The following is a 24,406-nucleotide window of genomic DNA, read 5'->3' as shown; positions in this document are numbered from 1 at the left end:
CACAAACGAACGCAGGGGTCCCCGTTGCGGGAACCCCTGCGTCTCACCGTGTCCAGCACCCCGACGAGGTCAGGAGTGCAGTTGGATGGCCTTCTTCATCGTCTCCCGGGCCCGGCCGCGGTCCCCGGCGACGTCGTACGCGTACGCCAGCCGGAACCAGGCGCGCCAGTCGTCGGGTGAGGTCTCGACCTCACCACGCCGCTCCTCGAACCACGCGTCCGCGGCATCCCGGTCGACCCGCCCGGACGGACGGCGCGGCAGGTGCGAGACGTCCGGCAGCAGCCCGTCCGCGTCGAGCTCGCGGGCCATCCTCTCGGTCTCCCACCCGAACCGCAGGTTCGAGTACACGAGCCACACACCGAGCAGCGGCAGGATCAGCACGCCGACACCGAGCAGCACCGCCACCACGTCACCGGTGCGCAGCAACGCCACGGCACGGCCGGCCAGCAGCACGAAGTACACCGCGAGGGCCGCGATCAGCAGCCCCACGGTGATCCGGGTCTTCACAGGTCCAGGTACTTGTCGAGACCGACCGCGAGCCCCGGCCGCGAGACGATCTCCCGCACCCCGAGAACCACCCCCGGCATGAACGACGTGCGGTGCAACGAGTCCTGGCGCAGCGTCAGCGTCTCGCTCTCGCCGCCGAACACGACCTCCTGGTGCGCGATCATGCCGGCGATGCGCAGCGAGTGGACGCGCACGCCGTCGACGACGGCGCCACGGGCACCCGGCTCCTCCTGCGTGGTCGCGTCGGGCATCGGGTCCATGCCCTCGCGGGCCGCCGCGATCAGCCGGGCCGTGTGCGCGGCCGTGCCCGAAGGCGCGTCGGCCTTGCGCGGGTGGTGCAGCTCGATGATCTCCGCCGACTCGTAGTAGCGGGCCGCGATCTCCGAGAAGCGCATCAGCAGCACCGCGCCGATGCCGAAGTTCGGCGCGATCAGCACACCGACCGACGGCTGGTCGGCGAGCAGTGCCGCCACGGCGTCCAAACGGGACTGGTCGAAGCCGGAAGTGCCGACGACGCAGTGGATTCCGGCGCCGATGCAGAACTCCAGGTTCCCCAGCACGACGTCCGGGTGCGTGAAGTCGACGACGACCTGAGCGCCCGCGTCCACCAGGGCCGGCAACGGGTCGTCGGCGTCGAGTGCCGCCACGACCTCCATGTCCTTCGCCGCCTCGACGGCGCGGACCACCTCGGAGCCCATGCGGCCCCGCGCGCCGAGAACACCGACGCGAATCATGCAATCACCTCGTGTACCTGGTCCGGCAGATCGTCGGCATGATCGTAGGGACCGACCACCGCGGCGGCGACCGGTCGGCGCAGCAGATCACGTGCGAGCAGCGCCACTTCCTCGGCGGTGACCGCGTCGATCCGCGCGAGCGTCGCCTCGACGCTCAGGTGGTCGCCGTAGTTCAGCTCGGACTTGCCGATCCGCGACATGCGCGAGCTCGTGTCCTCCAGGCCCAGCACCAGCCCGCCGCGCAGCTGGCCCTTGCCACGGGCCACCTCGGCGTCGGACAGGCCACCGCGCGCCACGTCCACCAGCACCTCGCGGATCACGCCGGCGACGTCGCCGAGGCGGTCCGGCTGGCAGCCCGCGTACACGGCGAACGTGCCCGTGTCGGCGTACATGCCGACCGACGAGTACACCTGGTAGGCGAGGCCGCGGCGTTCGCGGACCTCCTGGAACAGCCGCGAGCTCATGCCGCCGCCGACCGCCGCGTTCAGCACGTTCAACGCGAACCGGCGCTCGTCGTGGCGGTCGAGGCCCTTCATGCCGAGCATCAGGTGCGCCTGCTCGGTGTCGTCGGTGTGCAGCACCAGCTTGCGGGCGTCGGCGATGCGCGCCCGGCCCGCCCGCGGTGCGACCGCGCTGCCCTCCCGCGACAGCCGGTCACCGATCGCCTTGCGCACCAGGCGCATGACGTGCGCGTGCTCGATGTTGCCCGCGACGGCGAACACCATGCGCGGCAACGTGTAGTTCTTCTTGTAGAACGAGTACAGGTTGTCCCGTTCCATGTCCTGGATGGACTTCTCGGTGCCCAGCACCGGACGGCCCAGCGCGTGCCCGCCGAACAACGCCTCGATGAACGCGTCGTGCAGCAGGTCCTCGGGGTCGTCGTCGCGCATCGCGATCTCTTCGAGCACGACACCGCGTTCGGTCTCGAAGTCCCGCGGCGCGCACAACGCCTCGAACACCACGTCCGCCACCAGGTCCACCGCCAGAGGCAGGTCCTCGTCGAGGACGTGCGCGTAGTAGCAGGTGTGCTCCTTGGCGGTGAACGCGTTCAGCTCGCCACCGACCGCGTCGATCTCCTCCGCGATCGCCGCCGCCGAACGCCGCGCCGTTCCCTTGAACAGCAGGTGTTCCAGGTAGTGCGCCGCGCCCGCGACCGCCGGGCGCTCGTCGCGCGACCCGACCTGCACCCACAGCCCGACCGAGGCGGACCGCACGCCGGGGATGCGTTCGGTGATGACCCGCAGCCCCGAGGGCAGCATGCTGCGCCGCACCTCGGAGCCCGCGGAGGTCTCGAGCACCCGCGTGCTGCCCGGCTTCTGCAGGTGCCCCAGCGCTGGAGTACGCGGACGGCCGCGGGTGGATGCACCCGCGGCCGTCACGTTGTTGTCAGTCGTGCTCACTGCGCGGGAGCCGCCTCAGCGGCCTCGGTGGCAGCGGGCGCCTCGGTGGCGTCGGACGCGGGCGCCTCGGCGGCGTCCTCGTTCACGACCACCAGGCTGATCTTGCCGCGCTGGTCGATGTCGGCGATCTCGACGCGGAGCTTGTCGCCGACCTTGACGACGTCTTCCACCTTCGCGATGCGCTTGCCGTTGCCCAGCTTCGAGATGTGGACGAGGCCGTCCTTGCCGGGCAGCAGCGAGACGAACGCGCCGAACGCTGCGGTCTTCACCACGGTGCCCAGGAAGCGCTCGCCGACCTTCGGCAGCTGCGGGTTCGCGATCGCGTTGATCATGTCGATCGCGGCCTCGGCCGAGGGGCCGTCCGCCGCACCGACGTAGATCGTGCCGTCGTCCTCGATGGAGATGTCGGCACCGGTCTGCTCGGTGATCGAGTTGATCATCTTGCCCTTCGGGCCGATGACCTCGCCGATCTTGTCGGTCGGAATCTTGACCGACGTGACGCGCGGAGCGAAGGCGCTCATCTCGTCCGGGTCGGAGATGGCCTCGGCCATGACCTCCAGGATGGTGTAGCGCGCGTCGCGGGCCTGGCCCAGCGCCGCCGCCAGCACCTCGGACGGGATGCCGTCGAGCTTCGTGTCGAGCTGCAGCGCCGTCACGAACTCCTTGGTGCCCGCGACCTTGAAGTCCATGTCGCCGAACGCGTCCTCGGCACCGAGGATGTCGGTCAGCGCCACGTAGCGGGTCTCACCGTCGACCTCGTCGGACACGAGGCCCATCGCGATGCCGGAGACCGGTGCCTTCAGCGGGACACCGGCGTTGAGCAGCGACAGCGTCGAGGCGCAGACCGAGCCCATGGACGTCGAGCCGTTGGAGCCCAGCGCCTCGGACACCTGGCGGATCGCGTAGGGGAACTCGTCCCGCTTCGGCAGCACCGGCATGAGCGCGCGCTCGGCCAGTGCGCCGTGGCCGATCTCGCGGCGCTTCGGCGAGCCCACGCGGCCGGTCTCACCGGTCGAGTAGGGCGGGAAGTTGTAGTGGTGCAGGTAGCGCTTGTGCGTCTCGGGGGACAGCGAGTCGATCTGCTGCTCCATGCGCAGCATGTTCAGCGTGGTGACACCCAGGATCTGGGTCTCGCCGCGCTCGAACAGCGCCGAGCCGTGCGTCCTCGGGATCACGGCGACCTCGGCACCCAGGTCGCGGATGTCGGTGACACCGCGGCCGTCGATGCGCACCTGGTCGCGCAGGATCCGCTGGCGGACCAGCTTCTTGGTGAGCGAGCGGAACGCCGCGCCGATCTCCTTCTCGCGGCCCTCGAACTGCTCGGCCAGCTTGTCCAGCGTGGCGGCCTTGATCTCGTCGAGCTTGTTCTCGCGCTCGGCCTTGCCCGCGATGGTCAGCGCCTGGGCGAAGCTCGCCGGAGGCGGCCGACTCAACGGCCTCGAACGCGTCGGCCTGGTAGGCCGGGAACGTCGGGTACTCACCGGTCTCCTTGGCGGCGACCTGCGCGAGCTGCGCCTGCGCCTCGCAGAGGACCTTGATGAACGGCTTCGCGGCCTCGAGGCCAGCGGCCACGACCTCCTCGGTGGGGGCGACGGCGCCCTCGCCGATCAGGTCGATCACGTTCTCGGTGGCCTCCGCCTCGACCATCATGATCGCGACGTCGCCGGAGTCGACCACGCGGCCCGCGACGACCATGTCGAACACGGCCTTCTCGAGCTGCTCGTGGGTCGGGAACGCCACCCACTGGCCCTCGATCAGAGCGACGCGGACGCCACCGATCGGGCCGGAGAACGGCAGGCCGGCGAGCTGCGTCGACGCGGACGCGGCGTTGATCGCCACGACGTCGTACAGGTCGGCCGGGTTGAGGCTCATGACCGTGATGACGACCTGGATCTCGTTGCGCAGACCGTCCACGAAGGACGGGCGCAGCGGACGGTCGATCAGGCGGCAGGTCAGGATGGCGTCCGTGCTCGGACGGCCCTCACGCCGGAAGAACGAGCCGGGGATGCGGCCCGCGGCGTACATGCGCTCCTCGACGTCCACCGTGAGGGGGAAGAAGTCGAAGTGCTCCTTCGGCTGCTTCGACGCCGTGGTGGCGGAGAGCAGCATCGTGTCGTCGTCCAGGTACGCGACCACGCTGCCCGCGGCCTGGCGCGCCAGGCGCCCGGTCTCGAAGCGGATCGTGCGCGAGCCGAACTTGCCGTTGTCGATCACGGCAGTCGCCTCGTGAACTTCGATGTCCGTCATATAAGTGTTTCTCCTCGTCTTTTGGGACACCGCAACACGCGTTCTGACGAGGCCGGTCTTCGATCGAAGTCCTCTGGGGCGTTCCACCAGAGGGCCACTACCGAGGACCGGCGATAACTGCTTCGCGCGATGCGGGCCCTGTTTTGTTCCTCTTTGCAACCAGGGGTCTGTATACACCCGGTTGTGCGCCGAGGGGGAGCGACCGGCCGGTCACTCCCCCTCGGCGGGTATCACCTGCGCAGACCGAGGCGCTGGATCAGCGCGCGGTAGCGGTTGATGTCCACCTTGGTCAGGTAGTTCAGCAGACGGCGGCGACGGCCGACCATCAGCAGAAGACCACGGCGGGAGTGGTGGTCGTGCTTGTGCTGCTTGAGGTGCTCCGTGAGGTCGGCGATGCGCTTGCTCAGGAGCGCGACCTGCGCCTCGGTCGAGCCGGTGTCGCTGTCGTGCAGACCGTACTCACCGAGGATGGTCTTCTTCTGCTCCGTGGACAGTGCCACTGGGTGGTTCTCCTACTTGTTCAGGTCCGTGCGGCCCCACGCCCGCCGAATTGCTGGCCGGGGTAGCCGGTACTGGCCGCCACGGACCGCAGCCAGACCCAACTGCGAAGGTTATCAGGCACACCGCTCAACGGCGCGTTGACGTGCGCAACCCCACCCGTGCCACGGGCGAGTAGACGCCGTCTGCGCTGCTCACGAGCACCGCCTCGGCCGGCGTCCACGGGCTGCTCTTGAAAGCCGGCATCGGCTGGCCCCGGTACCCGTAGGCCAACGTCAGGTGCGCTTTCCAATTGTCGTCCGCGCCCGCCGCCCGTGCCAACCCATTTAAGTCGCCGTCGATTCCCGCCCACAGGACCGTGCCGCGGAAGTCGCCGAAGCCCTTCACCCGCAGTTGCGGCGCGGGATGTCCCGCGAGTGCCCGGAAACGTTCCTCATCAGCGCTTCCGCCGTGAAAGCAGAGCGTGATGTGCCATTTCCCGGAGTTCGTCCACCCGATGTCGAGCGAACGGTCCAGCACGGCGTCGAGCTCGTCGACCACGTGCCGGGGCGGGAAGAGGGCGGTGAAGAACCTCACCGGGGCCCGGCGGCCCGGATGGCGCGGCGGAACAGCTCGGCGATCGCGGGGAAGTCCTCGTGCAGGAGGTCGGCTGCCTGCTGCAGCTCGACCCGGTCGGCGACGCGGCGCAGCACCGGGTACGCGACGCTCTCGTCACCGTTGACCGGCAGCGAGTCGCGTGACACGGTCGGCTTGGAGTCGCGCACGTCGTCGAGCGCGCGCTGCAACGCCTCCGGCGCCCCGGTCGCCACGTCCGGCGTGAGCACCTTGCGCTCCAGCATGATCATCCGCGCGAGCACGGCCGGGTTGCCGATCTTGGCCCGCCGCCCGCTCATGACCTGGCTGAGCATGGGCGCGCTGATCCCCAGCACGTCGGCCAGCTGCGCCTGCGACACGTTGAAGGCCACGACCAAGCGCCTCACCCGGTCTCCCAGGGGCTCCCCGTACCACTCCCGCTGGAGGGCGAGGTTGCGCTGAACGATCTTGTGGTCCTCCACCTTGGCCTCTCCCGTAGCCTGCTTCGACCCGCATCCTGCCAGCACGAAGGCCGTCACATGCGCACTTCGTGCCATCTGACGGTCACGACTCGGTGAGCAGTTCCCTCGTTCGGTCTACATCCCGGTGCATCTGCTCCAGGAGCGCCTCGACGGAGTCATACTTCTCCATCTCGCGGAGCCGTTCCACGAAGTCCACGGCGACCCGCTGGCCGTAGTAGTCCTCGTCCACGTCCAGCACGAACGCCTCGACCCGCCGTTCCCGTCCCGAGAACGTCGGGTTCGTGCCGACCGAGACGGCGGCCTTGAGCGTCCGCCCCTTGGCGTCGGTGAACCAGCAGGCGTAGATCCCGTCCGCGGGCACGGCCGCGAACCGGGGCGTCGACAGGTTCGCGGTGGGGAACCCCAGGTCCTTGCCCCGCCCGTCGCCCTTGACGACGATCCCCTCCAGCCGGTGCGGCCGCCCCAGCGCCTCCGCGGCGGCCTTCACGTCACCGGCGTCGATGCACGCGCGGATGTAGGTCGACGAGTAGGTCACGTCATCAGCGGACACCAGATCAGCCCCCTCGGTCACAAAGCCGAACCGCTGCCCCAGCTGGCGCAGCATCGCGACGTTACCCGCCGCCCTGTGCCCGAAGGTGAAGTTCTCACCCACCACGACAGCCGCCGCGTGCAGCTTCTCGACCAGCACCTCGTGCACGAACTCGTCCGCCGGCATCCGGCTGGTCTCCAGGCTGAACGGCACCACCACGAAGTGGTCGACCCCGAGCTCCTCGACCAGCTGGGCCCTGCGCCGCAGCGTCGTGAGCTGGGCGGGGTGGCTGCCCGGCCGGACCACTTCGGACGGATGGGGGTCGAACGTCATGAGGACACCCGGCAGCCCCCGCTCCCGCGCGAGCTCGACGGCCCGGCCGATGAGCGCCTGATGCCCCCTGTGGACACCGTCGAACACACCGATGGTGACCACGCAGCGGCCCCAGCCGCCGGGGAGGTGATCCAGTCCGCGCCAGCGTTGCACGGTGATCAGCCTACGACGACGGCCGGGGCCGCTGCCCGCCTACCTCGCCAGGTCCTCCGTCACCACTTCTGCATCGTCCTGACCACCACGGCCTCGACGTCTTCCCCACGCATCGAGGCGGACAGGACCCGGCGCAGCAGTGCGCCCGCCTGTTCGAAGGCGAACGCCGACGAGTTCATCTCGTCGAAGCCTGCCTGGTCGACCACCAGCGTTCCGGCGGGCAGCTCCGCCCCACCGGAGAGAACGCCTTTCAAGGCCCCTTCCGGGAAGTCCTCCGGCAGGCCCACCTCGAACGGGTTCTTCCACAGCCGGGACGCGCAGGTGATCTCGCCGCCGGCCGACGTGGCGGCGCGGGGCACCCGCACCTCCAACACACCCGCCGACGCCTCTGCACCGAGTGGTGTGTAGGTCGCTCCGAGCAACGCCCTCGGAGCGACGCCGCCGAACCGCCGCAACAGCTCCACGGTCACGACGGTGCTGCCCGCCGCACCTGTGGCGGTCGCGGAGGAACGGTCGATGAGCCAGTCGTCCGCCAGCAGTGGAGCGCTCATCCGGCCGAACTCCACCGCGACCACACCGCGGCCCTGGAGATCTACTTCGATCATGCCGACATCTCACTTCCTCGGCGGCAGGCCGTTCTGCTTGCGCCACCACGGGCCGAACGACGGGTCGTTGTCGATGATGTCAACGTCGTAGTTCTTACCGGGGTCGTGGGTCTTGAGCGCCAGCTCGTGCGCGTCTTCGTACTTCATGCCCTGCTGCATGAGTCCGGACTCCGTGAGCTCGTGCCGCATGAAGTTCGTCTGGCTCTGCGGAAGCGGCCTTCCCGCCTGGAGGTTGCCCCTGATTCGGCCGATCATGAGGTCGTTGCTCGGCGAGTGGTCGAGCTTGCCGAGGTGCGCGGCGACCTCGTCCAGGTCCGTGAGCGTCGGGCTCGCAGCCCGTTCCAGCGGACTCAGCCGCACCACACCGCTGCCGGCGCGTTTGAAGATCTTCCCCCACGGTATGACGGCGAGGACCACACCTGCGGCGGCGAGACCGCATGCCCAGGTGACGCCGGGGTCCTGCACGCAGGCGGCTGTGGCCTCGATCTCACCTCCGAAGAGGTCCCACATCGTGAAGCCGCCTTGCCCGCAAAGCTCCGGCTTGTTGGCCTTGGTGTTCGAGTCGCAGCCGGCGAGCGGGTCCGGCGGCGTCGGCGGCACGGAGCCGGCAGGGCACAGGTCGTTGTGGTTGAGGTAGGTGTCGGGGTCGCACTCCTTGGGCGGCCGCACGCCGTCGGGATCGCGGTCGCGGTCCTGACGCCAGTGCACCGACGTCATCTCGCCTGGGCCGGACGACGCGAGCGACACCGAGCCGATCAGGGCGTTCGAGGGCACCACGAGCAGCATTTCGAGCTTGCGGTAGCTGTCGTTCACGTCGTTGACCGGGTTCGAGTACGTGCTCGCGACCTCGGAACGCCGGTCGGGCGCCGACGACACCGGCGGCTTGCGGTCACCGCTGAACGACGGCTGGGTCATCGCCTCCGGTACCGGCAACGGGTTGCGGCGACCGTAGTCCTGGGCCTGCTTGCGGGCGTTGACCGACGGGTCGGTCTGCTGCTGGGTCCTGCGCTGGTTCGAGTTGTTGTTCTTCCTGTTGTTGCTCGGGTTGCTGCTGCCCTGGTTGCTGCTGGACTGGTTGCTGCCACCGACACCGGGGTCCTCGTGGGTGCCACCGCCGGGGAACCACGAGCACAGCATCGGCATGAGGATGCAGAGACCGCCACCGCTGTCGTCGCCGCACGGGTTGCCGCCGCCGAAGCCCTTGCACGGGTAGTGGCCCGTCGGATCGACGTGGTTCACCGGCGACCCGAGCCCGTAGGAGTAGCGGTTGGCCATGCCGGACGGAGCGGCCGGCAGGGTCCACGAGTCGCGTGACTCGAAGCCGCCGCTGCCCGGGTTGTACCAGCGCGCGGCCATGTTGACCGTGCCGGAGGCCGGGTCGGTCCACTCGCCCTGGAAACCGACCGCGCGCTTGGCGCCGGAGGTGACCACGCCGAACGGGTCGTAGGCGGTCGAGTCGGCCAGCGACGTCATGGTGCCGGCCGGGTCGAGGGTGCCGACGACGTCGCCGTGCCGGTCGGAGACGGCCAGCTTCTTGTCGGTGCCCTGGCCGATGGCGAGGACCGAGCCGGAGGCGTCGCGGCCGTAGACCGCGGTGCCGTCCGACACGACCGCGCTGGACGTGCCGCTGTACTGGAACGACTTGTCGTTGCGCTTGGTCACGCGGTCCAACGCGTCGTACGTGTACGTCTGCGCGCCTTGGCTCACCATGCGGTCGAAGGCGTCGAACGAGGCCGTGACACCCGCACGGGAGGTCACGCCGCCGCGCGCGTTGTGGGAGACCACCGCTCCGTTCTCGGTGCGGAGGCGGTTGCGTTCGTCGTAGGTCGACTGGGCGTCGCCCACGCGGGTGCGGTTGCCCGCGGCGTCCCAGCCGTACGAGACCGTTCCGGCCGGTGAGGTCCAGGACTTCAGGCGGCCCGAGTGGTCGTAGTCGTAGGTCTGCTGGCCGGCGGCCGTCGTGCCGGTCGAGGTCTTCGTGAGCACCCGGTCGGCGCGGTCGTAGGTGTAGGCGACGGACGCGGCGCCGGCGACGGTGTCCTTGGCCAGGCGGCCGCCGTCGTCGTAGTCGTAGGTGCGCGTGCGGCCGTTGCCCAGGTCGAGCGTCTTCAGCAGGCCCGCGGTGTCGTAGCCGAAGGTCTGCGTCAGACCGGTCACGCCGTCCTGCACGGACTGGGTCCGCCCGAGCAGGTAGGTGAACCGGGAGGTGCCCGACGCGTCGGTGCGCGCGGTCAGGTTGCCGTCGTCGTCGTACTCGCGCGACGCGGTGCCGCCCGGTCCGGACGACGTCAGCAGCAGGCCGCGGTCGTTGTAGGTGAACGTGTCGGTGCCGCCCGCGCTGGACGAGCCGACCAGGCGGCCCAGCGCGTCGTAGTCGTAGCCGCGGTCGGTGGTGGCCGCCTCGGCGCCCGAGCCGGTCTCCTTCGTCAGCCGGCCCAGCGGGTCGAACGTGCGGGTCCGGACGACACCGCCCGGCGCGCGTTCGGACACGGGGTCGCCGGCCGCGTTGTAGGTCGTGGTCCACGTGCGGTCGGCCGGAGCGGGGTGCTCCGCCGTCGCCGCCTCGATCGTGGACTCCGGCAGGCCGAGCGTGTTGTAGGTGTAGGCGGTGCGGTTGCCGCGGCCGTCGACGAACCGCGTGCGGTTGCCGGCCGAGTCGTAGCCGGAGGACGTGGTGATCGACTCGGTGTCGGAGACCGGCTCGACCTGGCCGACGGTGCGGTTGAGCGCGTCGTGGGCGTAGGTGGTCTTGCGGCCCAGCGGGTCGGTGGCGGTGGTCAGGTTGCCGGCGGCGTCGTGGACGAACGTCGAACGGCTGACCAGCCCGCCGGACGCACTGAGGCGGCGGACCGACTCGACCCGGCCCGCCTGGTCGTACCCGGTGAACGTGGCGCGGCCGGCGCCGTCGGCCACCTTGATCCGGCGGCCCGCGAGGTCGTAGCCGAAGGAGCTGACGACACCGGCGGGGTCGGTGCTGCGGACGAGCGAGCCGAGCACGTCGTACTCCAGCTTCGACTCGGCGCCCAGCGGCGACCTGACCTTCTCCAGGCGGTTGGCCGCGTTGTAGGAGTAGGTGCTCGTCAGGGTCTTGGCGGGCGACCGCTCCAGCACGGTGCTCGTGGCGAGGCGGCCGAACACGTCGTAGGTCGACTCGGTGCGCGCACCGCTTTCGTCCACGGTGGACAGCAGCTCGCCGGTCCTGGTGTAGGTCCGCACGACGCTGCCGGCCGGGCCGGTGGTCTTCACCACGCGACCCATCTGGTCGTACTCGAACGTCGTCGACGCACCGCGCGCGTCGACGGTCTCCAGCACGTTGCCGTTGCCGTCGTACCGCGCCGTGGAGAAGCCCTCGACCGGCTGCGACGCACCGGGCGGTGTGTAGGAGGGCGCGGAGGACTTGACGGTCCGGCCCAGCCGGTCGACCTCGGAGCGGTGCACGACGCCGTTGGCGTCCTGCGCCTGCTGCGACTCGCCGAACGCGTTGTAGCCGATCTTCGTCACGGGCCGCACGGTCGCGGGGTCGTTCTCGGCGGTCACGACGGAGACGGCGGGCGAGGTCGTGCCGACCAGGCGGCCGGCCTCGTCGTAGGTCAGGTCGGTCGTGAACGCGGCGGCGCTGGCGCCCGGTTCGTTGCCGCGCGGTGGCACGACCTTGCGCACGAGACCGCGCTGGTCGTACTCCCACGTGGTGCGCAGCCGGCCGGTGTTCAGGCGCACGTCCTCCGACGTGCGCCGGCCGAAGGCGTCGTAGCCGTAGTCGACGACCTCCGCGGTGCCGCTCTGCAGCTGCCCCGCGTTGGAGGTGTTGCCGGTGCGGGTGACCTGGGTGATGCCGCCGTTCAGGTTGTAGGCGAACGCGGTGCGCCGGTCCAGGCCGCCGGGGTCGTCCACGGTGGTGAGCGTGCGGCCGACGGCGTCGTAGGTGTACTTCGTGACGAGGTTGCCGGGCTGGCGGCGTTCGACGAGGTTGCCGGCGCCGTCGTAGGAGTTCGTCTCCAGGTCGATCTTCGGCGGTGCGCCGGTCCCCGTGCCCGCTCCCAGCAGCTTGCGGGAGAACAGCAGGTCGTCGCCGTAGTAGTCGCGCACCTCGGTGCGGTTCATGGCGTCGGTGGTGCGGGTGAGCCGGCCGGCCCGGTCGTAGCTGTTGCGCTGCACCACGAGGTAGCCGTTGGGCAGCGCCGGCGCGCCCTCGGGGTCGCCGTTCCAGCCGCGCAGCCGCACCTCGGACACCGCGTTGCGGGCGGTGTAGGCGAACTCGGTGCGCACGCCGTCCGCGTTGACGACGAACGTGGTGTTGCCGAAGGAGTCGTACCCCAGCGAGATCTCCCCGCCCTCGGCGTCGACCACCCGCTCGACCCGGCCGCGCGAGTCGTAGTGGGTGAACGTCTCCCGGATCGGGTCGCCGCCGGTGAGGTCGGCGCGCGACACCCTCGTCTGGTTGCCGTCGGCGTCGTACTCCAGGGACGTCTGCAGGACGTGCGTCTTGCCGGTGAGCACGTTCACGACACCGGGTGCCGTGACGCGCACGAGCCGAGAACGCTCGTCGTACCTGTACGTCGTCAGCAGCCCGTTGGGGTAGGCGTCGGAGATGGTCTTGCCGGTGACCTTGCGGCCCAGCGCGTCGTACGTCGAGACCTGCCGCAGACCGCTCGGCGACCGGACCTCGGCCACGTCACCGTTGCGGTGGTACAGGTACGTCGTGACGGCGCCCATCGGGTCGCGGCTGGTCTTCACCAGTCCGGCCGGTTCGTTGCCGCCGCCGACGGCCGCGGAGCTGCCGTCGGTGTAGGTGTGCTTCACGGACGCGTTGTCCGCGGTCACCTGCTCCAGCAGCCGGCCCTTGGGGTCGTAGGAGTACCGGGTGAGGTAGGTGTTGTCGGTGGCGCCGGCCGACCGCCCGTCGCGGTGCTCGATCACCTTGTCGTTGCGCGGGTCGGTCAGGTCGGCCGGGTTGAGGTAGTAGGTGTAGTGGGCGACCTGGCAGTCCGCGGCACGGCGGCAGGTCTTGCGGGACTTGACGTTGCCGCGGGGGTCGTGCGCCAGGACGACCTGGTTGCCGACCTCGTCGGTGATCGTCGTCTGGAACCCGGCCTCGTCGTAGGAGAAGTTCCGCACGCCCTGGAACTCGACGTTCACGAAACCACCGCCACCGGTGACCGGGACGTCGCAGAAGCTGCCGTCCGGCTGCGGCGCGCAGGTGGGCTCACCGGGTGCCGGTGCCGTGGAGCCCGGCGGGCGGTCCTCCTTGCGGGTCTCCATGCCGAGCGGCGAGAGGTAGCGCAGGATGCGTCCGCGCAGCGGGTCGAAGTCGTAGAAGTGGTGGCGGTTCCCGGGGTCGGTGACCCGGACCGTGCGCACCGGGTTCTGCTCGTTGCCGGTGAACGCGGGCGCGCCGAACCGCCACGAGCCGCCGTTGCGGTCGATCTGCTCGCTGACCCGGTCGCGGACCGTGTCGTAGCGGACCTCGCCCGCGACCCGTCCGCTCGGCAACGTCACCTTCGCCACCTGGGCGCCGGGCATCTTCGCGGCCTGCACGTGGGCGTTGACCTCGTTGAGCCCCAACGGGTGCGCGTAGACGGCGACCTCGTCGACCTCGCCCTGGAAGAACCACTGCGGCGCACCCCACGCGGGGCCGGAGCTGTTGCCCGCGCCGAGCTGGCCGTGCTTCAGCGCCGCCGTCTGCACGTTACCGGCGATCTCGCCGACCTTGGCGCCGTCGAGGTAGAGGACCTGCGTGGCGACGTCCGCGCTGAGCACGACGTGGTGCCACTGGCCGTCGTTGACGGTGCCCGTGGTGGTGATCGGTGCCGGCTGGGTGGCCGCGGTGGTGGTGAACCGGGCGCGCAGCTTGCCGTCCGTGCCGACGTACATGCCGTTGAACGCGGAGTTCTCGATGAACGGCTTGTCGGCGAACGCGGCGAGCGGACCGGACTTCGTGGTCTTGAACCACAGCTCGACGGCGACGCTGCGGTTCTTGCGGATGGCGTTGTCCGGCAACGTGACCCGCGACTTGGTGCCGTCGAACGACACCGCGCTGTCCGGTGAGCCCTGGGCCACACCGGTCACACCGCGGGTCACGTCGGTGTACGTGGCCGCGTCGTTGCCCAGGTTGAGGCCGATCTGGCTGTGCGCCTTGGCGGAGCCGTCGGTCTCGCCCAGCGTCCAGTAGGACTCGGGCCGGGTGTCGAGGACCGTGCTGCGGTAGTGCGAGCCCCAGCCGTAGGAGTAGGTGGTGCAGCCGCCCTTCGGGTCGCAGACCTCCTCCAGCCGCCGCCCGCGTTCGGGCAGGTCGGTGGAGTAGGTGTAGGCCCACTTCAGCTCGGTGCCGTCGACGGTCGCGCTGACCTGCGTGACGACGTCGCCGGTCCAGGTGAAGGTCAGCGCGCGACCGGAGGCGGGGTTGCCGGCGGAGGTGAGCCGGCCCGTGGTGGCGTCGTAGGTGAAGTCGATGAAGCGACCGCTGTTGTCGGCGATCCTGGCCAGCTTGCCGTCGGGGCGGAAGAAGTAGCCGGTCGAGTTCTTGTCGACGAGCGTCCAGCCGCTGTCGTTGCGGAAGAACGTGGCGTAGCGGCCGGGCGGGGGCGAGTAGGTGCCGCCGCCGTTGTGGCCGAAGCGGACCTGCTGGCCGTCCGGGTAGGTGACCACGGCGTTGCCGGAGCCGTCGGTGTCCTCGACGACCCGCATGTCGAACTGGGTGCTCCAACCGGCGCCGAACGTCAGGTCCCGGCGCGGGTCGAGGCTGTTGTAGGTGCGGGACACGCCGAGCGCGGGCCCGACACCGCCGACCGACAGGTCCACCGCGCTGGTGCGGTAGTTGCCGACCTGCGCGTCCACCTCACCGGTGCTGCCGCTGTAGGGCGCGTTGCCCAGGTGTGAGGTGATCTCCGGCTGCGGCACGGCGGTGAGCAGCGCGCTGCCCTGGACCGGCTGGCTCTCCGCGCCACCGGAGTCCTTCACGAACGCGTTCCACAGGTAGGTCTTGCTCCACCGCAACGCGCCTGCCGGCACGGTCCACGACTGGTTCGCGCTGTACCCGGAGTCCACACAGGACGAAGCGTTGTCCTTGTCGCAGACCTTGAACCGGTACTGCAGGCCGGCACCGCCGTTGTCGATGTCGATGCCGCCGGCCCACAGCGTGGGGCGCAGCGTCGGTGCCGAGTAGCCGTTCGGCGGGTACTGCTCCTGCAACGCCGGCGGCACGTTCTGCATCTCGAGGTTGAGCACCGCGGGCGGGATCTGCTCGTCGACGAAGTACGCGTGTCCCTTGCGGTGCATGGAGAACTCGAACGTGTACTCGCCCCAGTCCGCGGGCGGGAAGATCTTCGCCTCCAGCGCGACCGTCTGCCCGCGGCCGACGTCACCGGTGAGCGTCGCGGAGTCGTTCACCTGCACCATGGGCGCACCGCTGGCGGCGAACTGGCGGTACGACAGCACGTACTCGCCCGGGGTCCACGTGGTGGGGCCCCGGTTCGTCACGCTGATGCCGATCGTGCCGGGCACACCGCCCTTGAGCAGCGCGGGCTTGGGCACCGGGCGGTCGAAGCGGTACTCGGCGTCGTACGGGGTGTGCGTGATCGAGAGCTTCGGCTTGTTCGCCGTCGCGTGACCGTAGAACTTCTTCCAGCCGTACACGTCGGTCTCGGAGGCGCGGACCGTGAGGCCGTAGTTGGCCTGCTGGCCGGTCACCCAGCGCTGCACGAGGTCGCGACCGGCGGCGCCGAGGTCGATCGCGGCGGTGGCCTGCGGGCAGTTCGACCGCGAGCTGCCCGGCGCGATGTAGCCGTAGGCGAACGACGAGCTCGCCAGCTCACCACCGTAGGCGGGGCCGGGGTAGGGGTACGTGCCGGCGAACGCGTTCCAGCCCTGCGTGACCGGGTGCACCGACACCGGCCGGGCGCCGCAGGAGTACGACCACTCGTTGGTGAGGCCGAGGGTGGCGCCGAAGATCCGGTGGTTGCGCAGGGTGTTCTCGATGCCGGAGAAGTCGAGGTAGGTGGCGGCGTTGATCCGCGTGCCGTTGTCGACCACGGTGCCCGCGCGCAGCTGGGCCCCGTCGGAGTAGCTGGTGTTCGACGAGCTGCCGACGCGCTGCACGTACATGGTGTGGCCGGACTCCGGCGTGGTCACCGTCGGGTCGACCACGACCGGGTACTTGCGCGCCGGGTCTCGGAGCCACGCGTCGTCGAGCGTGACCCGCAGCACCTGTCCGGCCAGCTCGTACCGCACGCCCTTCGACTGGACGCCACCGGCGGGGCCGTCGTGGGCGTCGACCATGAACCCGGCGGGCACGACGGCGGCGACCTTCCCGTCACGGCCGGTGAGCTCCAGGTTGCCGTTGCTGATGCGCGGCGTGAGTCCCTTGAGGTGCAACGGGAAGTCGAACGTCCGTGGCGTGTCCGCGGAGTGCAGGACGATGGACTCCTTGACCGTGCCCGCGCTGACGTCGAACCTGAGGTCGACCCGCGGCTGGACGGCGGGGTAGGTCACCGAGGAGCCGCTCACCTGCCCGGCGGACGCGGCGGACCCGCGCAGGGAGAAGCCGAGCTCGTGGTCGCCGTCGAGGGCGTACCGCACGAGCGGCGTGGCGTCGGCCGCGGCGGCGAGCCTGATGTCGACGCTGTCCGAGGCGTTGCGCCAGCCGCCGCCCGCGGCCACCAGGCTCGGGTCGACCGGTGCCCAGCTGCCGTCCGGCCCGCGGTGGTTGATCGGCTCCTGGCTGACCTCGGTGGTCTCGGTGCCGTCGGCGTTGCCGAACGTGCGGCTCGTCTCGGTTCGCCGGTCGGCGAGCTCCTTGCTCGTGGCGGCGTCGAACCCGCGGACGGCGCCGCGTTCCCTCGTGACGACCTCGGTGGGGTTGTCCTTCGCGGACGGTGTGTCCTGGCCCTTCACGGGCTGGTACTCCGCCTGCAACGACCGGGGGTCTGCCCTGTTCGCCGCCGGGTCGCCGTTCGCGGCGGCCGCGTCACCCCACTGCTGTCCGGGCCCGGACGCCGGGCCCATCGCGGCGATGGTGCGCTGCAACGCCTCCGGGAAGACCTCCGCGAGCGCGGGACCGGCGATGGTGAGCACCAACACACCCACGAGTCCGGCCAGACCGGCACGCCGGCCGCGGCTGCCCGGCGCCCGTTTTCCGGGCATGCTGAAGAACCGCGGTTCGGCCACGTCGAATCCCCCCATGTGTCCACCCAGGCCGCCTTGCCCGGCACCTCCCCAGGTCGGACACGACGCAGCGCACAGGATGCGTTCCGGCGCCGCGGAAAGCAAGCCCCTTGCGGTGGGCGGGGTGCGCGCCGCATGCTTCGTGCGCGGTGCACGGGCCAAGGGAGGGGCGCGGGCCATCGCCCAACTTCACACATGCCCTGGGGGGATCGATGCGACCTGAGCTGTCGCGAAGAAGAAGCACGTCCATCGCCGTCGCGCTGGCGGCGGTGCTCGGCACCGTCGTGGCACCGGGCACGTCCGTCGTCGCCCACGCGGCCGACGACTACCTGAGGTGCAACTCCGAGGCGCTGATCTTCACCGTCTACCCGGACGGCAACCTGTGGCTCTACCCGCACCAGGAACCGGAAACCGGTGCCGCGCAGTGGAACCAGTGGAACCAGGTCGGCTCCGGCTGGGCGTCGCGGGCGTTCGGCGGCCCCGACCGCCGGGTCTACGACGTCAAGGAGAACGGGGAGCTCTGGCGCTTCCGGCTGGACCCGAACACCGGCTGGGAGGACGGCGGCAGCGGGCGCAAGATCGCCGACGACTGGCAGGACCACGCCGACGCGAACTTCAAGAACAGGGTCACGGTCGACCCGCTCGGCCACTTCTACGACGTGGACAAGGCAGGCAACCTGCACTGGCGCTCGTACGACGAGTCGAACGGCACCTGGGCGGCCACGGTCATCGACACCGGCTGGGAGCAGTACGACCTCATCACGGCCGCGGGCAACGGTGTGGTCTACGCCCGCAAGGCCGGTTCCGCCGGTGAGCTGTTCCGCTTCCGCTACCACGCGCCGTCGCAGCGCTGGCTCGAGTACGCGAAGCCGGTCGGCTTCGGCTGGCAGATGTTCAGCCGCGTCTTCTCCCCCGGCGGCGACGTGCTGTACGGCACGCGACCGGACACCGGCCAGCTGCTCTGGTACCGCTACGACGAGACGAACGGCACCTGGCAGGGCGACCCGGTCACCGGCTTCGGCCGGGAGGTCGGCAACGGCTGGCACGACGACCTGTCCGTGTTCGCGCTGACCGACAACTGCGTCCGCACCCCGGAGCCGAACCCGGACCGCCCGGTCGTGCCGCGGAACCGGCTGGCCGCCGCGGCGCTCACCAAGACGTCCAACGGCTACCTGCAGTACGCCTACGTCGCGAAGGACGGCATGCTCGTCCACGCCGAGGTGCGCAGCCTCTCCGGCGGCCCCAACGGCTTCGAGACGTTCCCCGGTGTCACGAACCTCACCGGTGTTCCGTCCATCGTGGACAACCAGGACCAGTCGCTGCGGATCGCGGCGCACACCGAGGACTCCGACGCCCGCGGCGCCTTCCAGGCCCAGCCGGGGGCCTCGTTCGGCGGTCTCGCCGACCTGGGCGGCCGGATGCAGTCGCCGCCGCAGCTCGTGCGCACCAACGGCCTCGTCTCGTACGTGGCCGTGGACAAGGACGGCTTCCTCTGGACGCGGTCGCAGAAGACCGCGAACAGCGACCTGCTCCCGTGGTCGCGGGTGAAGGGCCAGTCGTTCCAGACCGGCGAACCCCGCCCGACCGGTCAGCTCACCGTGCTGGCGGTCGACAACACGATCAAGGTCGTCGCGTTGCGCACCGACGGCACGTACGGCACCACGGCGCTGACGCCGACCACGGAAACCGTGGTGTGGCAGAACAACGGCGGCACGGGCAACACCGGCCCCGCCGCCGCGGTCGCGCTGGGCGACGACCTGCAGCTGTTCGCCCGCAGGACAGACGGCAAGGTCTACACCCACAGCTCCGCGGCCAACGGCACGTGGACGCCGATCCTCGGTGAGCTCTCGCCGGGCGTCACGGCGGCGGGCCCGCCCAGCGCCGTCCTGGCACCCACCTCGGGCACGCTGGAGGTGGCCGTCCGCGGCACCGACGGCTTCACCTACCGCACCGGTCAGCAGGCCCACGCCTCGACCGCGTGGTGGCCGTGGCACGAGATCACCGCCTACGCCGACGAGACGGAGGTGGACCCGACGCTGTCGCTCGCCGAGAACACCTGGGTCATCGCCTACCGGACGCCGGCGGGCCTCCCGAAGCTGCGCTCCTTCGTCCCGGCGCCGTCGACGACGAGCGCCACGGCCCGGTCCGCGGCACCGACGGGCAACGGCTCGTTCGTGGACGTTCCGCTGAGCCGCTGACGAGGTCGTGCTCCAGCGCTGACCACCCGCCGGGAAGGCCGCCTTCCCGGCGCACCGCACTTCACCTTCCACCTCTGGGGAGATCCCATGCGACCACAGCTGTCGCGCAGAAGAACGCTGCCCGCGGTCATGGCCGTCCTCGCCGCGACGGGCGTCCTGACCGCCGCACCGGCGTTGACGGACGCGGTACGACCGGCCGTGGCCGCCGACGAGTTCACCTGCCAGCAGACGGCCCGCCTCTGGGCGGTGCGCGCCACCACCAAGCTGCACCTGCACGAGCACCACGCGCCGGCGACCGGTGCCGACGCGTGGAGCAACGGCTCGGAGGTGAGCTCGGGCTGGCCGGCGGCGAGCTGGGCGGGCCCGGACGGCCGCATGTACTACCTGAACGCGGCCGACGGCACGTTGCAGCGGCACCGCTGGCTCGGCACCGGCTCGCCGTCCTGGGAGAACGGCGGCACCAGCAAGCCCATCCGCGAAGGCATGGGCTACTACGCCGATCCCGCCGGCGCCAGGAAGCTCACGATCGACAGCACCGGCGCGTTCTACATGGTCGACGGCAACGGCGGGCTGTGGCGCCGCACCTACGACGAGGCCACCGGTGTCTGGGACGAGCTGGCGATCGACAGCGGCTGGGACCGGTACGACCTGATCTTCGCGGCCGGTGACGGCGTGCTGTGGGCCCGCCAGCCGAACGGCGCGATGTTCCGCTACCGCTTCCACGCCGGCTCGCAGCGCTGGCTCACGCCCGCGCCCGTCGCGATCCCCGGCATCCCGTGGGAGCAGTACCAGAACCTGACCTCGCCCGGCGCGGACGTCATCTACGGCATCCGCGACAACAAGGTCTACTGGTTCCGCTACTCCGAGACCGCCCACCACATCACCTCCGGCGTGCAGGCGGGCACGTGGTGGACCGACGGCGTCACCGCGCTCGCCGCGCCGGACGCGTGCACCCTCGTCACCGAACCGGGTCCGGCCCGCCCGAGCGTCCCGCCCACGGGGTACGCCAAGCCCGCGCTGCTCAAGACCTCCGACGGCCACCTCCAGTTCGCCTACGTCAACGGCAACAGCGACGTCGTCCACTCGGACATCGCCGACGTGCGGGTCGGGCCCCACCCGTTCAGCGCTCTCCCGGACACCGCCGTCGACTTCCGCGGCACGCCCGCGCTCGCCGAGAACACCGACGGCAGCACCAGGATCTGGGCCCGCGCCACCGACGCCGACGCGCGCGTCTTCGACCGGCAGGCGATCAACTCCTGGAAGGCGCCGGTCAACCACTTCGGCCGGATGCTCACCGCGCCGCAGGCCGTCCGCACCTCGGACGGCAAGGTCGGCTACGTCGCGCTCTCGGCCGACGGCCACGTCTGGGCGAAGCAGTACGGGTCGAACGGCACGCTGTACCCGTGGCGCAGGCTGACCGCGCAGCCGATCAGCGCGACCGGGCACGTCACCGCCGTCACGACGGGCACCTCCATCCACGTGGTCGCCCTGCGCACCGGCGGTGACTACTGCAAGCTCACGGTCACGCCCACCGCGGTCGGCGACTGGTCGTGCGGCGGCTCCGGCGGCACGGACGCGGCGGCCGTGGTCCCCTTGGCGGACAACACCCTCCAGCTGTACGCGCGGCGGGCCGACGGCAGGGTCTACACGACCCGCACCACCGCGAGCGACACCCTGACCGGCGCGTGGACCGCGGTGCCGGTCGACCTGCCGGGGGGCGCTCTGGTGGTGGGCGACCCCGCTGCGCTGAGAGCACCCGACGGCACCGTCCAGCTGTCCGTGCGCGGCAGCGACGGCTGGATCTACCGCACCGGTCAGCAGGCCCCCGCCAGCACGGCGTGGTGGCCGTGGACGGAGATCACGAACTACTCCGACGAGGCAGGTTCCGACCCGGCCATGTCGCTCGCCAACGACACCTGGCTGATCGCGTTCCGCACCCCCGACGGCGTGCCGAAGATGCAGTTCTGGGTGCCGAGCACGACCGCGGCGCGCACGGGCGGCGCTCCTGTCGCCGACCAGGGCTCGTTCACGTCCGCCGGCGACTGACACGCCGCTCTTCTGCTCAGAAAGGCTTGAACCGCATGAACTTCCGAAGATTCGCCCTGCCCGCGGCCGTCGCCACCGCGCTGGCGGTGGTCCCCGCCGCGGTCACCGCTCCCACTGCCGCCGCGGTGGACTCGTTCACGTGCAAGACGACCGCGCCGATCTTCGAAGCGCGGACGGGTGGCGGGTTGCACATCCACTACCACGAGGAGCCGGAGACCGGTCAGAACGTCTGGGGCAACAACGCCGGCATCGGCAACGGGTGGCCCGCCTCGACGTACGCCGGGCCCGGCGGCAAGGTGTACTACATCAACTCGGCCGGCGAGGTGCACCAGCAGATCTGGCTGGGCACCGGCTGGGACAAGAACGGCGAGTCGACGAAGATCGACACGTCGGACAGCTGGAAGATCTACAACACGGACCCGGCCTACCGGCAGCGCCTGACCATCGACGCGCGCGGCGACTTCTACTACGTCGACGCCGCCGGAGCGCTGCGGATGAAGCGGTACAACCAGACCTCGAACAGCTGGGCCGAGTGGTACCTCGACGGCGGGTGGAACCAGTACGACGCGATCGTCGCCGCCGGCGAGGGCGTGCTGTGGGCCCGCACCCCGGCCGGTGACGTGTACCGGTTCCGCTACCACGCCCCGTCCCAGCGGTGGGTGTCGCGCAGCGGCAAGCTTGCTACGGGGTGGAACGCGCACAGCACGCTGTTCTCCCCCGGCGGCGACATCGTCTACGGCATCCACGCCCAGTACCGGACCGTGTGGTGGTACCGGTGGATCGACTCCGAGCAGCGCTTCGCCACGGGCAGCGGTGCCCAGCCCGCCGGCACGAACTGGGCGGCGGACAGCGCGACGACGACGGCGGCACCGGACACCTGCGCGGTGACCGGTGTGACGAACCCGGCGATCCCCGCGGCCGCGTCCGAGCCGACGGCCAAGCCGTCGTTGCTGAGGTCCACCACCACGGGCAACCTCCACTACAGCTACGTCGACAACGCGAAGTCGTTGGTGCACGGGGAGATCACCGACCTGTCGGGGACGACCCCCAACGGGTTCGAGACGCGCACCGGCTACTCGTCCTTCAGCGGTGCGCTGACGACGGGTGAGAACGAGAACGGCATGATCCGCGTCTACGGGCCGGGTACCGACTCGAACGTGCACGGCTTCCTGCGCAACTCGCCCGGTGTGTGGAACCCGCACGCCGACTTCGGCGGGTACATGGTCAGCGCCCCGCAGTTCGTGCGGACCGCGAACAAGATCCAGACGATGGTGGCGATCGACTCCTCCGGTGCGCTCTGGCTGCGCCAGCAGCGCGTGCTCAACGGCGGTTTCCCGTCGTGGCGCAGGCCGGGTGGCGCGGCACCGGTGGCACCGGGCAGCAAGGACTTCACCGCGTACGCTCAGGGCGACACGATCGTGCTGGTCGTCCGCAACGCCGACGGCCGCCAGTGCAAGGCGGGCATCACCGACCTGGTGCAGACGGCGTGGCAGTGCACCACCACCAACGGGTTCACCAGCGCGGCCGCGGTCGTCGCCCTGCCCAACAACGTCGTGCAGCTGTTCGCGCGCAAGTCGGACGGCACCGTCCACACCGTCCAGACGACGTCGAGCGGCACGATCCCGGACACCTGGACCGCGGTGCCCGGCTCGTTGCCCAGCGGCGTGACGGCGGTCGGCGCTCCGTCCGCGCTCTTGGCGCCGCAGGGGACGGTGCAGCTCGCGGTGCGCGGTGACGACGGGTTCGTCTACCGCACCGGGCAGGTCGCGTCGGCGAGCACGGCGTGGCACCCGTGGACCGAGGTCACGAACTACGCCGACGAGACCGTGGTCGACCCGGCCGTGTCGCCGGCCGGTGACACCTGGGTCATCGCGTTCCGGACCCCCGGCGGTGTGCCGAAGCTGCTGCGCTGGGTGGCGGCTTCCTCGGCGGCGGCCAGGTCCGCCACGGCGACCGACGGCGCCGGCGAGTTCGTGAACGTGCCGTTGCAGGGCTGAGGAAGTGGTGCGGCGCAGGCCTTGCGGGGTCTGCGCCGCACCTCCGGGGTCATCCGGCCGGGCTGAGCACCACCACGGGCTTGGCCTGGCCGTCCTCGTCCTTGGCCAGCGCGATCACGTGGCCGTCGGGTCCGAACACGCCGTAGGTGCCGTCGAACCCGCCGGCGCTCAGGCGCTGGCCGTGGGACAGCGCCGCGGCCTCCAGCGGGTCGATCTCGCGGCGCGGGAACGCCGTGCCGACCGCCGCGTCGAGGTCGAGCGACAGGCCGGGGGTCTCCTCCAGCTGCTGCAGCGTGCGGGCCACGCGCAGGTCGAACGGGCCGACCCTGGTGCGGCGCAGCGCGCCGAGGTGGCCGCCGACGCCCAGTGCGGCGCCGAGGTCGCGGGCCAGGGCGCGGACGTAGGTGCCCGACGAGCACTCGACCATGACGTCGAGCAGCACCTTCTCGTCCTCGCGGCGGCTGAACAGCACGTCGAAGCGGTGCACGGTGACCGGGCGGGCGGGGATGTCGACCTGCTCACCGGCGCGGACCCGTGCGTAGGCGCGCTTGCCGTCGATCTTCACCGCGCTGACCGCGGACGGGACCTGCTGGATGGGGCCGGTGAGCTTCGCGATCTCGGCCGTGATCGCGGCGTCCTCGACGTGGCTCGCGTCCGCGGTGGACAGCACCTCGCCCTCGGCGTCGTCGGTCGTGGTGGCCGCGCCGAGCACGATCGTGGCGAGGTAGGCCTTGCTGTCGAGCGCGAGGTGGCCGAGCAGCTTCGTCGCGCGTTCGATGCCGAGCACGAGGACACCGGTCGCCATCGGGTCGAGCGTGCCGGCGTGCCCGACCTTGCGGGTGCCGAGGATCCTGCGCACCCGTGCCACCACGTCGTGCGAGGTCATGCCGTCCGGCTTGTCGACGACGACCAGGCCAGGTGCAACAGAACTTTTCACGGCCGCTG

At 70.7% G+C, this 24,406-nt stretch carries 13 protein-coding genes and 1 pseudogene; 3 read left to right on the top strand and 11 right to left on the bottom strand.

The genetic code is table 11. The features are described 5' to 3' along the window. Window positions 1-69: 69 nt before the first annotated feature. The 10 genes and pseudogenes from ACVDFE_RS14020 to ACVDFE_RS13975 all read right to left on the bottom strand — a co-directional run bounded on the left by ACVDFE_RS14020 (window position 70) and on the right by ACVDFE_RS13975 (window position 17,238). Entirely contained in the window at window positions 70-507 is a 438-nt protein-coding gene (locus ACVDFE_RS14020) for a hypothetical protein (RefSeq protein WP_360390680.1), read from the bottom strand. Beyond that, window positions 504-1,241, bottom strand: a complete 738-nt coding sequence (gene dapB, locus ACVDFE_RS14015) for a 4-hydroxy-tetrahydrodipicolinate reductase (RefSeq protein ID WP_458430692.1) — start codon at window positions 1,239-1,241, stop codon at window positions 504-506. Before dapB ends, ACVDFE_RS14020 begins: the two co-directional genes overlap by 4 nt. After that, window positions 1,238-2,641 carry a M16 family metallopeptidase gene (locus tag ACVDFE_RS14010; protein WP_458430691.1) on the bottom strand — a complete coding sequence of 468 codons (1,404 nt, stop codon included), beginning with the start codon at window positions 2,639-2,641 and terminating at the stop codon, window positions 1,238-1,240. The genes dapB and ACVDFE_RS14010 overlap by 4 nt, the downstream gene beginning before the upstream one ends. Beyond that, a pseudogene (locus ACVDFE_RS14005) lies at window positions 2,638-4,888 on the bottom strand (polyribonucleotide nucleotidyltransferase). The gene ACVDFE_RS14010 and the pseudogene ACVDFE_RS14005 overlap by 4 nt, the downstream one beginning before the upstream one ends. Before the next feature lie 230 nt (window positions 4,889-5,118). Continuing rightward, on the bottom strand, window positions 5,119-5,388 hold the full coding sequence (gene rpsO / locus ACVDFE_RS14000) for a 30S ribosomal protein S15 (protein ID WP_360390691.1): 270 nt from the start codon (window positions 5,386-5,388) through the stop codon (window positions 5,119-5,121). A gap of 127 nt (window positions 5,389-5,515) precedes the next feature. Beyond that, complete coding sequence (locus ACVDFE_RS13995) at window positions 5,516-5,926, bottom strand: 2'-5' RNA ligase family protein (RefSeq protein WP_458430690.1); 411 nt, start codon at window positions 5,924-5,926, stop codon at window positions 5,516-5,518. 32 nt (window positions 5,927-5,958) lie between these two features. Then, complete coding sequence (locus tag ACVDFE_RS13990) at window positions 5,959-6,441, bottom strand: helix-turn-helix domain-containing protein (protein ID WP_360390696.1); 483 nt, start codon at window positions 6,439-6,441, stop codon at window positions 5,959-5,961. Between the two features lie 82 nt (window positions 6,442-6,523). After that, window positions 6,524-7,456 (bottom strand): bifunctional riboflavin kinase/FAD synthetase, encoded by a 933-nt coding sequence (locus ACVDFE_RS13985; RefSeq protein WP_360390699.1) that lies wholly within the window; start codon window positions 7,454-7,456, stop codon window positions 6,524-6,526. A gap of 59 nt (window positions 7,457-7,515) precedes the next feature. Continuing rightward, the gene (locus ACVDFE_RS13980) at window positions 7,516-8,061 is read right to left on the bottom strand and encodes a hypothetical protein (RefSeq protein WP_360390701.1); all 546 of its coding nucleotides are present in this window, start codon (window positions 8,059-8,061) and stop codon (window positions 7,516-7,518) included. A gap of 9 nt (window positions 8,062-8,070) precedes the next feature. Continuing rightward, window positions 8,071-17,238, bottom strand: a complete 9,168-nt coding sequence (locus ACVDFE_RS13975; protein WP_458430689.1) for a LamG-like jellyroll fold domain-containing protein — start codon at window positions 17,236-17,238, stop codon at window positions 8,071-8,073. A gap of 194 nt (window positions 17,239-17,432) precedes the next feature. On the opposite strand from ACVDFE_RS13975, the gene ACVDFE_RS13970 reads away from it, so the two are divergent. The 3 genes from ACVDFE_RS13970 to ACVDFE_RS13960 all read left to right on the top strand — a co-directional run bounded on the left by ACVDFE_RS13970 (window position 17,433) and on the right by ACVDFE_RS13960 (window position 23,461). Further along, window positions 17,433-19,418, top strand: coding sequence for a tachylectin-related carbohydrate-binding protein (locus tag ACVDFE_RS13970; protein ID WP_458430688.1), 1,986 nt, complete (start codon window positions 17,433-17,435; stop codon window positions 19,416-19,418). Window positions 19,419-19,505: 87 nt separating this feature from the next. Continuing rightward, a complete protein-coding gene (locus ACVDFE_RS13965) occupies window positions 19,506-21,464 on the top strand; it encodes a tachylectin-related carbohydrate-binding protein (protein ID WP_458430687.1) in 1,959 nt (652 codons plus the stop codon). A gap of 35 nt (window positions 21,465-21,499) precedes the next feature. Further along, complete coding sequence (locus ACVDFE_RS13960; RefSeq protein WP_458430686.1) at window positions 21,500-23,461, top strand: tachylectin-related carbohydrate-binding protein; 1,962 nt, start codon at window positions 21,500-21,502, stop codon at window positions 23,459-23,461. 49 nt (window positions 23,462-23,510) lie between these two features. Here the strand turns inward: ACVDFE_RS13960 and truB are convergent, their stop codons facing one another. Further along, the gene (truB, locus tag ACVDFE_RS13955) at window positions 23,511-24,398 is read right to left on the bottom strand and encodes a tRNA pseudouridine(55) synthase TruB (RefSeq protein WP_360390715.1); all 888 of its coding nucleotides are present in this window, start codon (window positions 24,396-24,398) and stop codon (window positions 23,511-23,513) included. Between the last annotated feature and the right edge of the window lie 8 nt (window positions 24,399-24,406).

It is taken from the genome of Lentzea chajnantorensis (assembly GCF_054300775.1).
The sequence above is the reverse complement of the archived record's forward strand: the minus strand, read 5'-3'. Positions and strand labels throughout refer to the sequence as shown.

Bases quoted from the DNA above. Each gene is read 5' to 3' on its own strand.
- dapB (WP_458430692.1), bottom strand. From the start codon at position 1,241: ATGATTCGCGTCGGTGTTCTCGGCGCGCGGGGCCGCATGGGCTCCGAG.
- ACVDFE_RS13980 (WP_360390701.1), bottom strand. From the start codon at position 8,061: ATGATCGAAGTAGATCTCCAGGGCCGCGGTGTGGTCGCGGTGGAGTTC.
- ACVDFE_RS13975 (WP_458430689.1), bottom strand. From the start codon at position 17,238: ATGGGGGGATTCGACGTGGCCGAACCGCGGTTCTTCAGCATGCCCGGA.
- ACVDFE_RS13970 (WP_458430688.1), top strand. From the start codon at position 17,433: ATGCGACCTGAGCTGTCGCGAAGAAGAAGCACGTCCATCGCCGTCGCG.
- ACVDFE_RS13965 (WP_458430687.1), top strand. From the start codon at position 19,506: ATGCGACCACAGCTGTCGCGCAGAAGAACGCTGCCCGCGGTCATGGCC.
- ACVDFE_RS13960 (WP_458430686.1), top strand. From the start codon at position 21,500: ATGAACTTCCGAAGATTCGCCCTGCCCGCGGCCGTCGCCACCGCGCTG.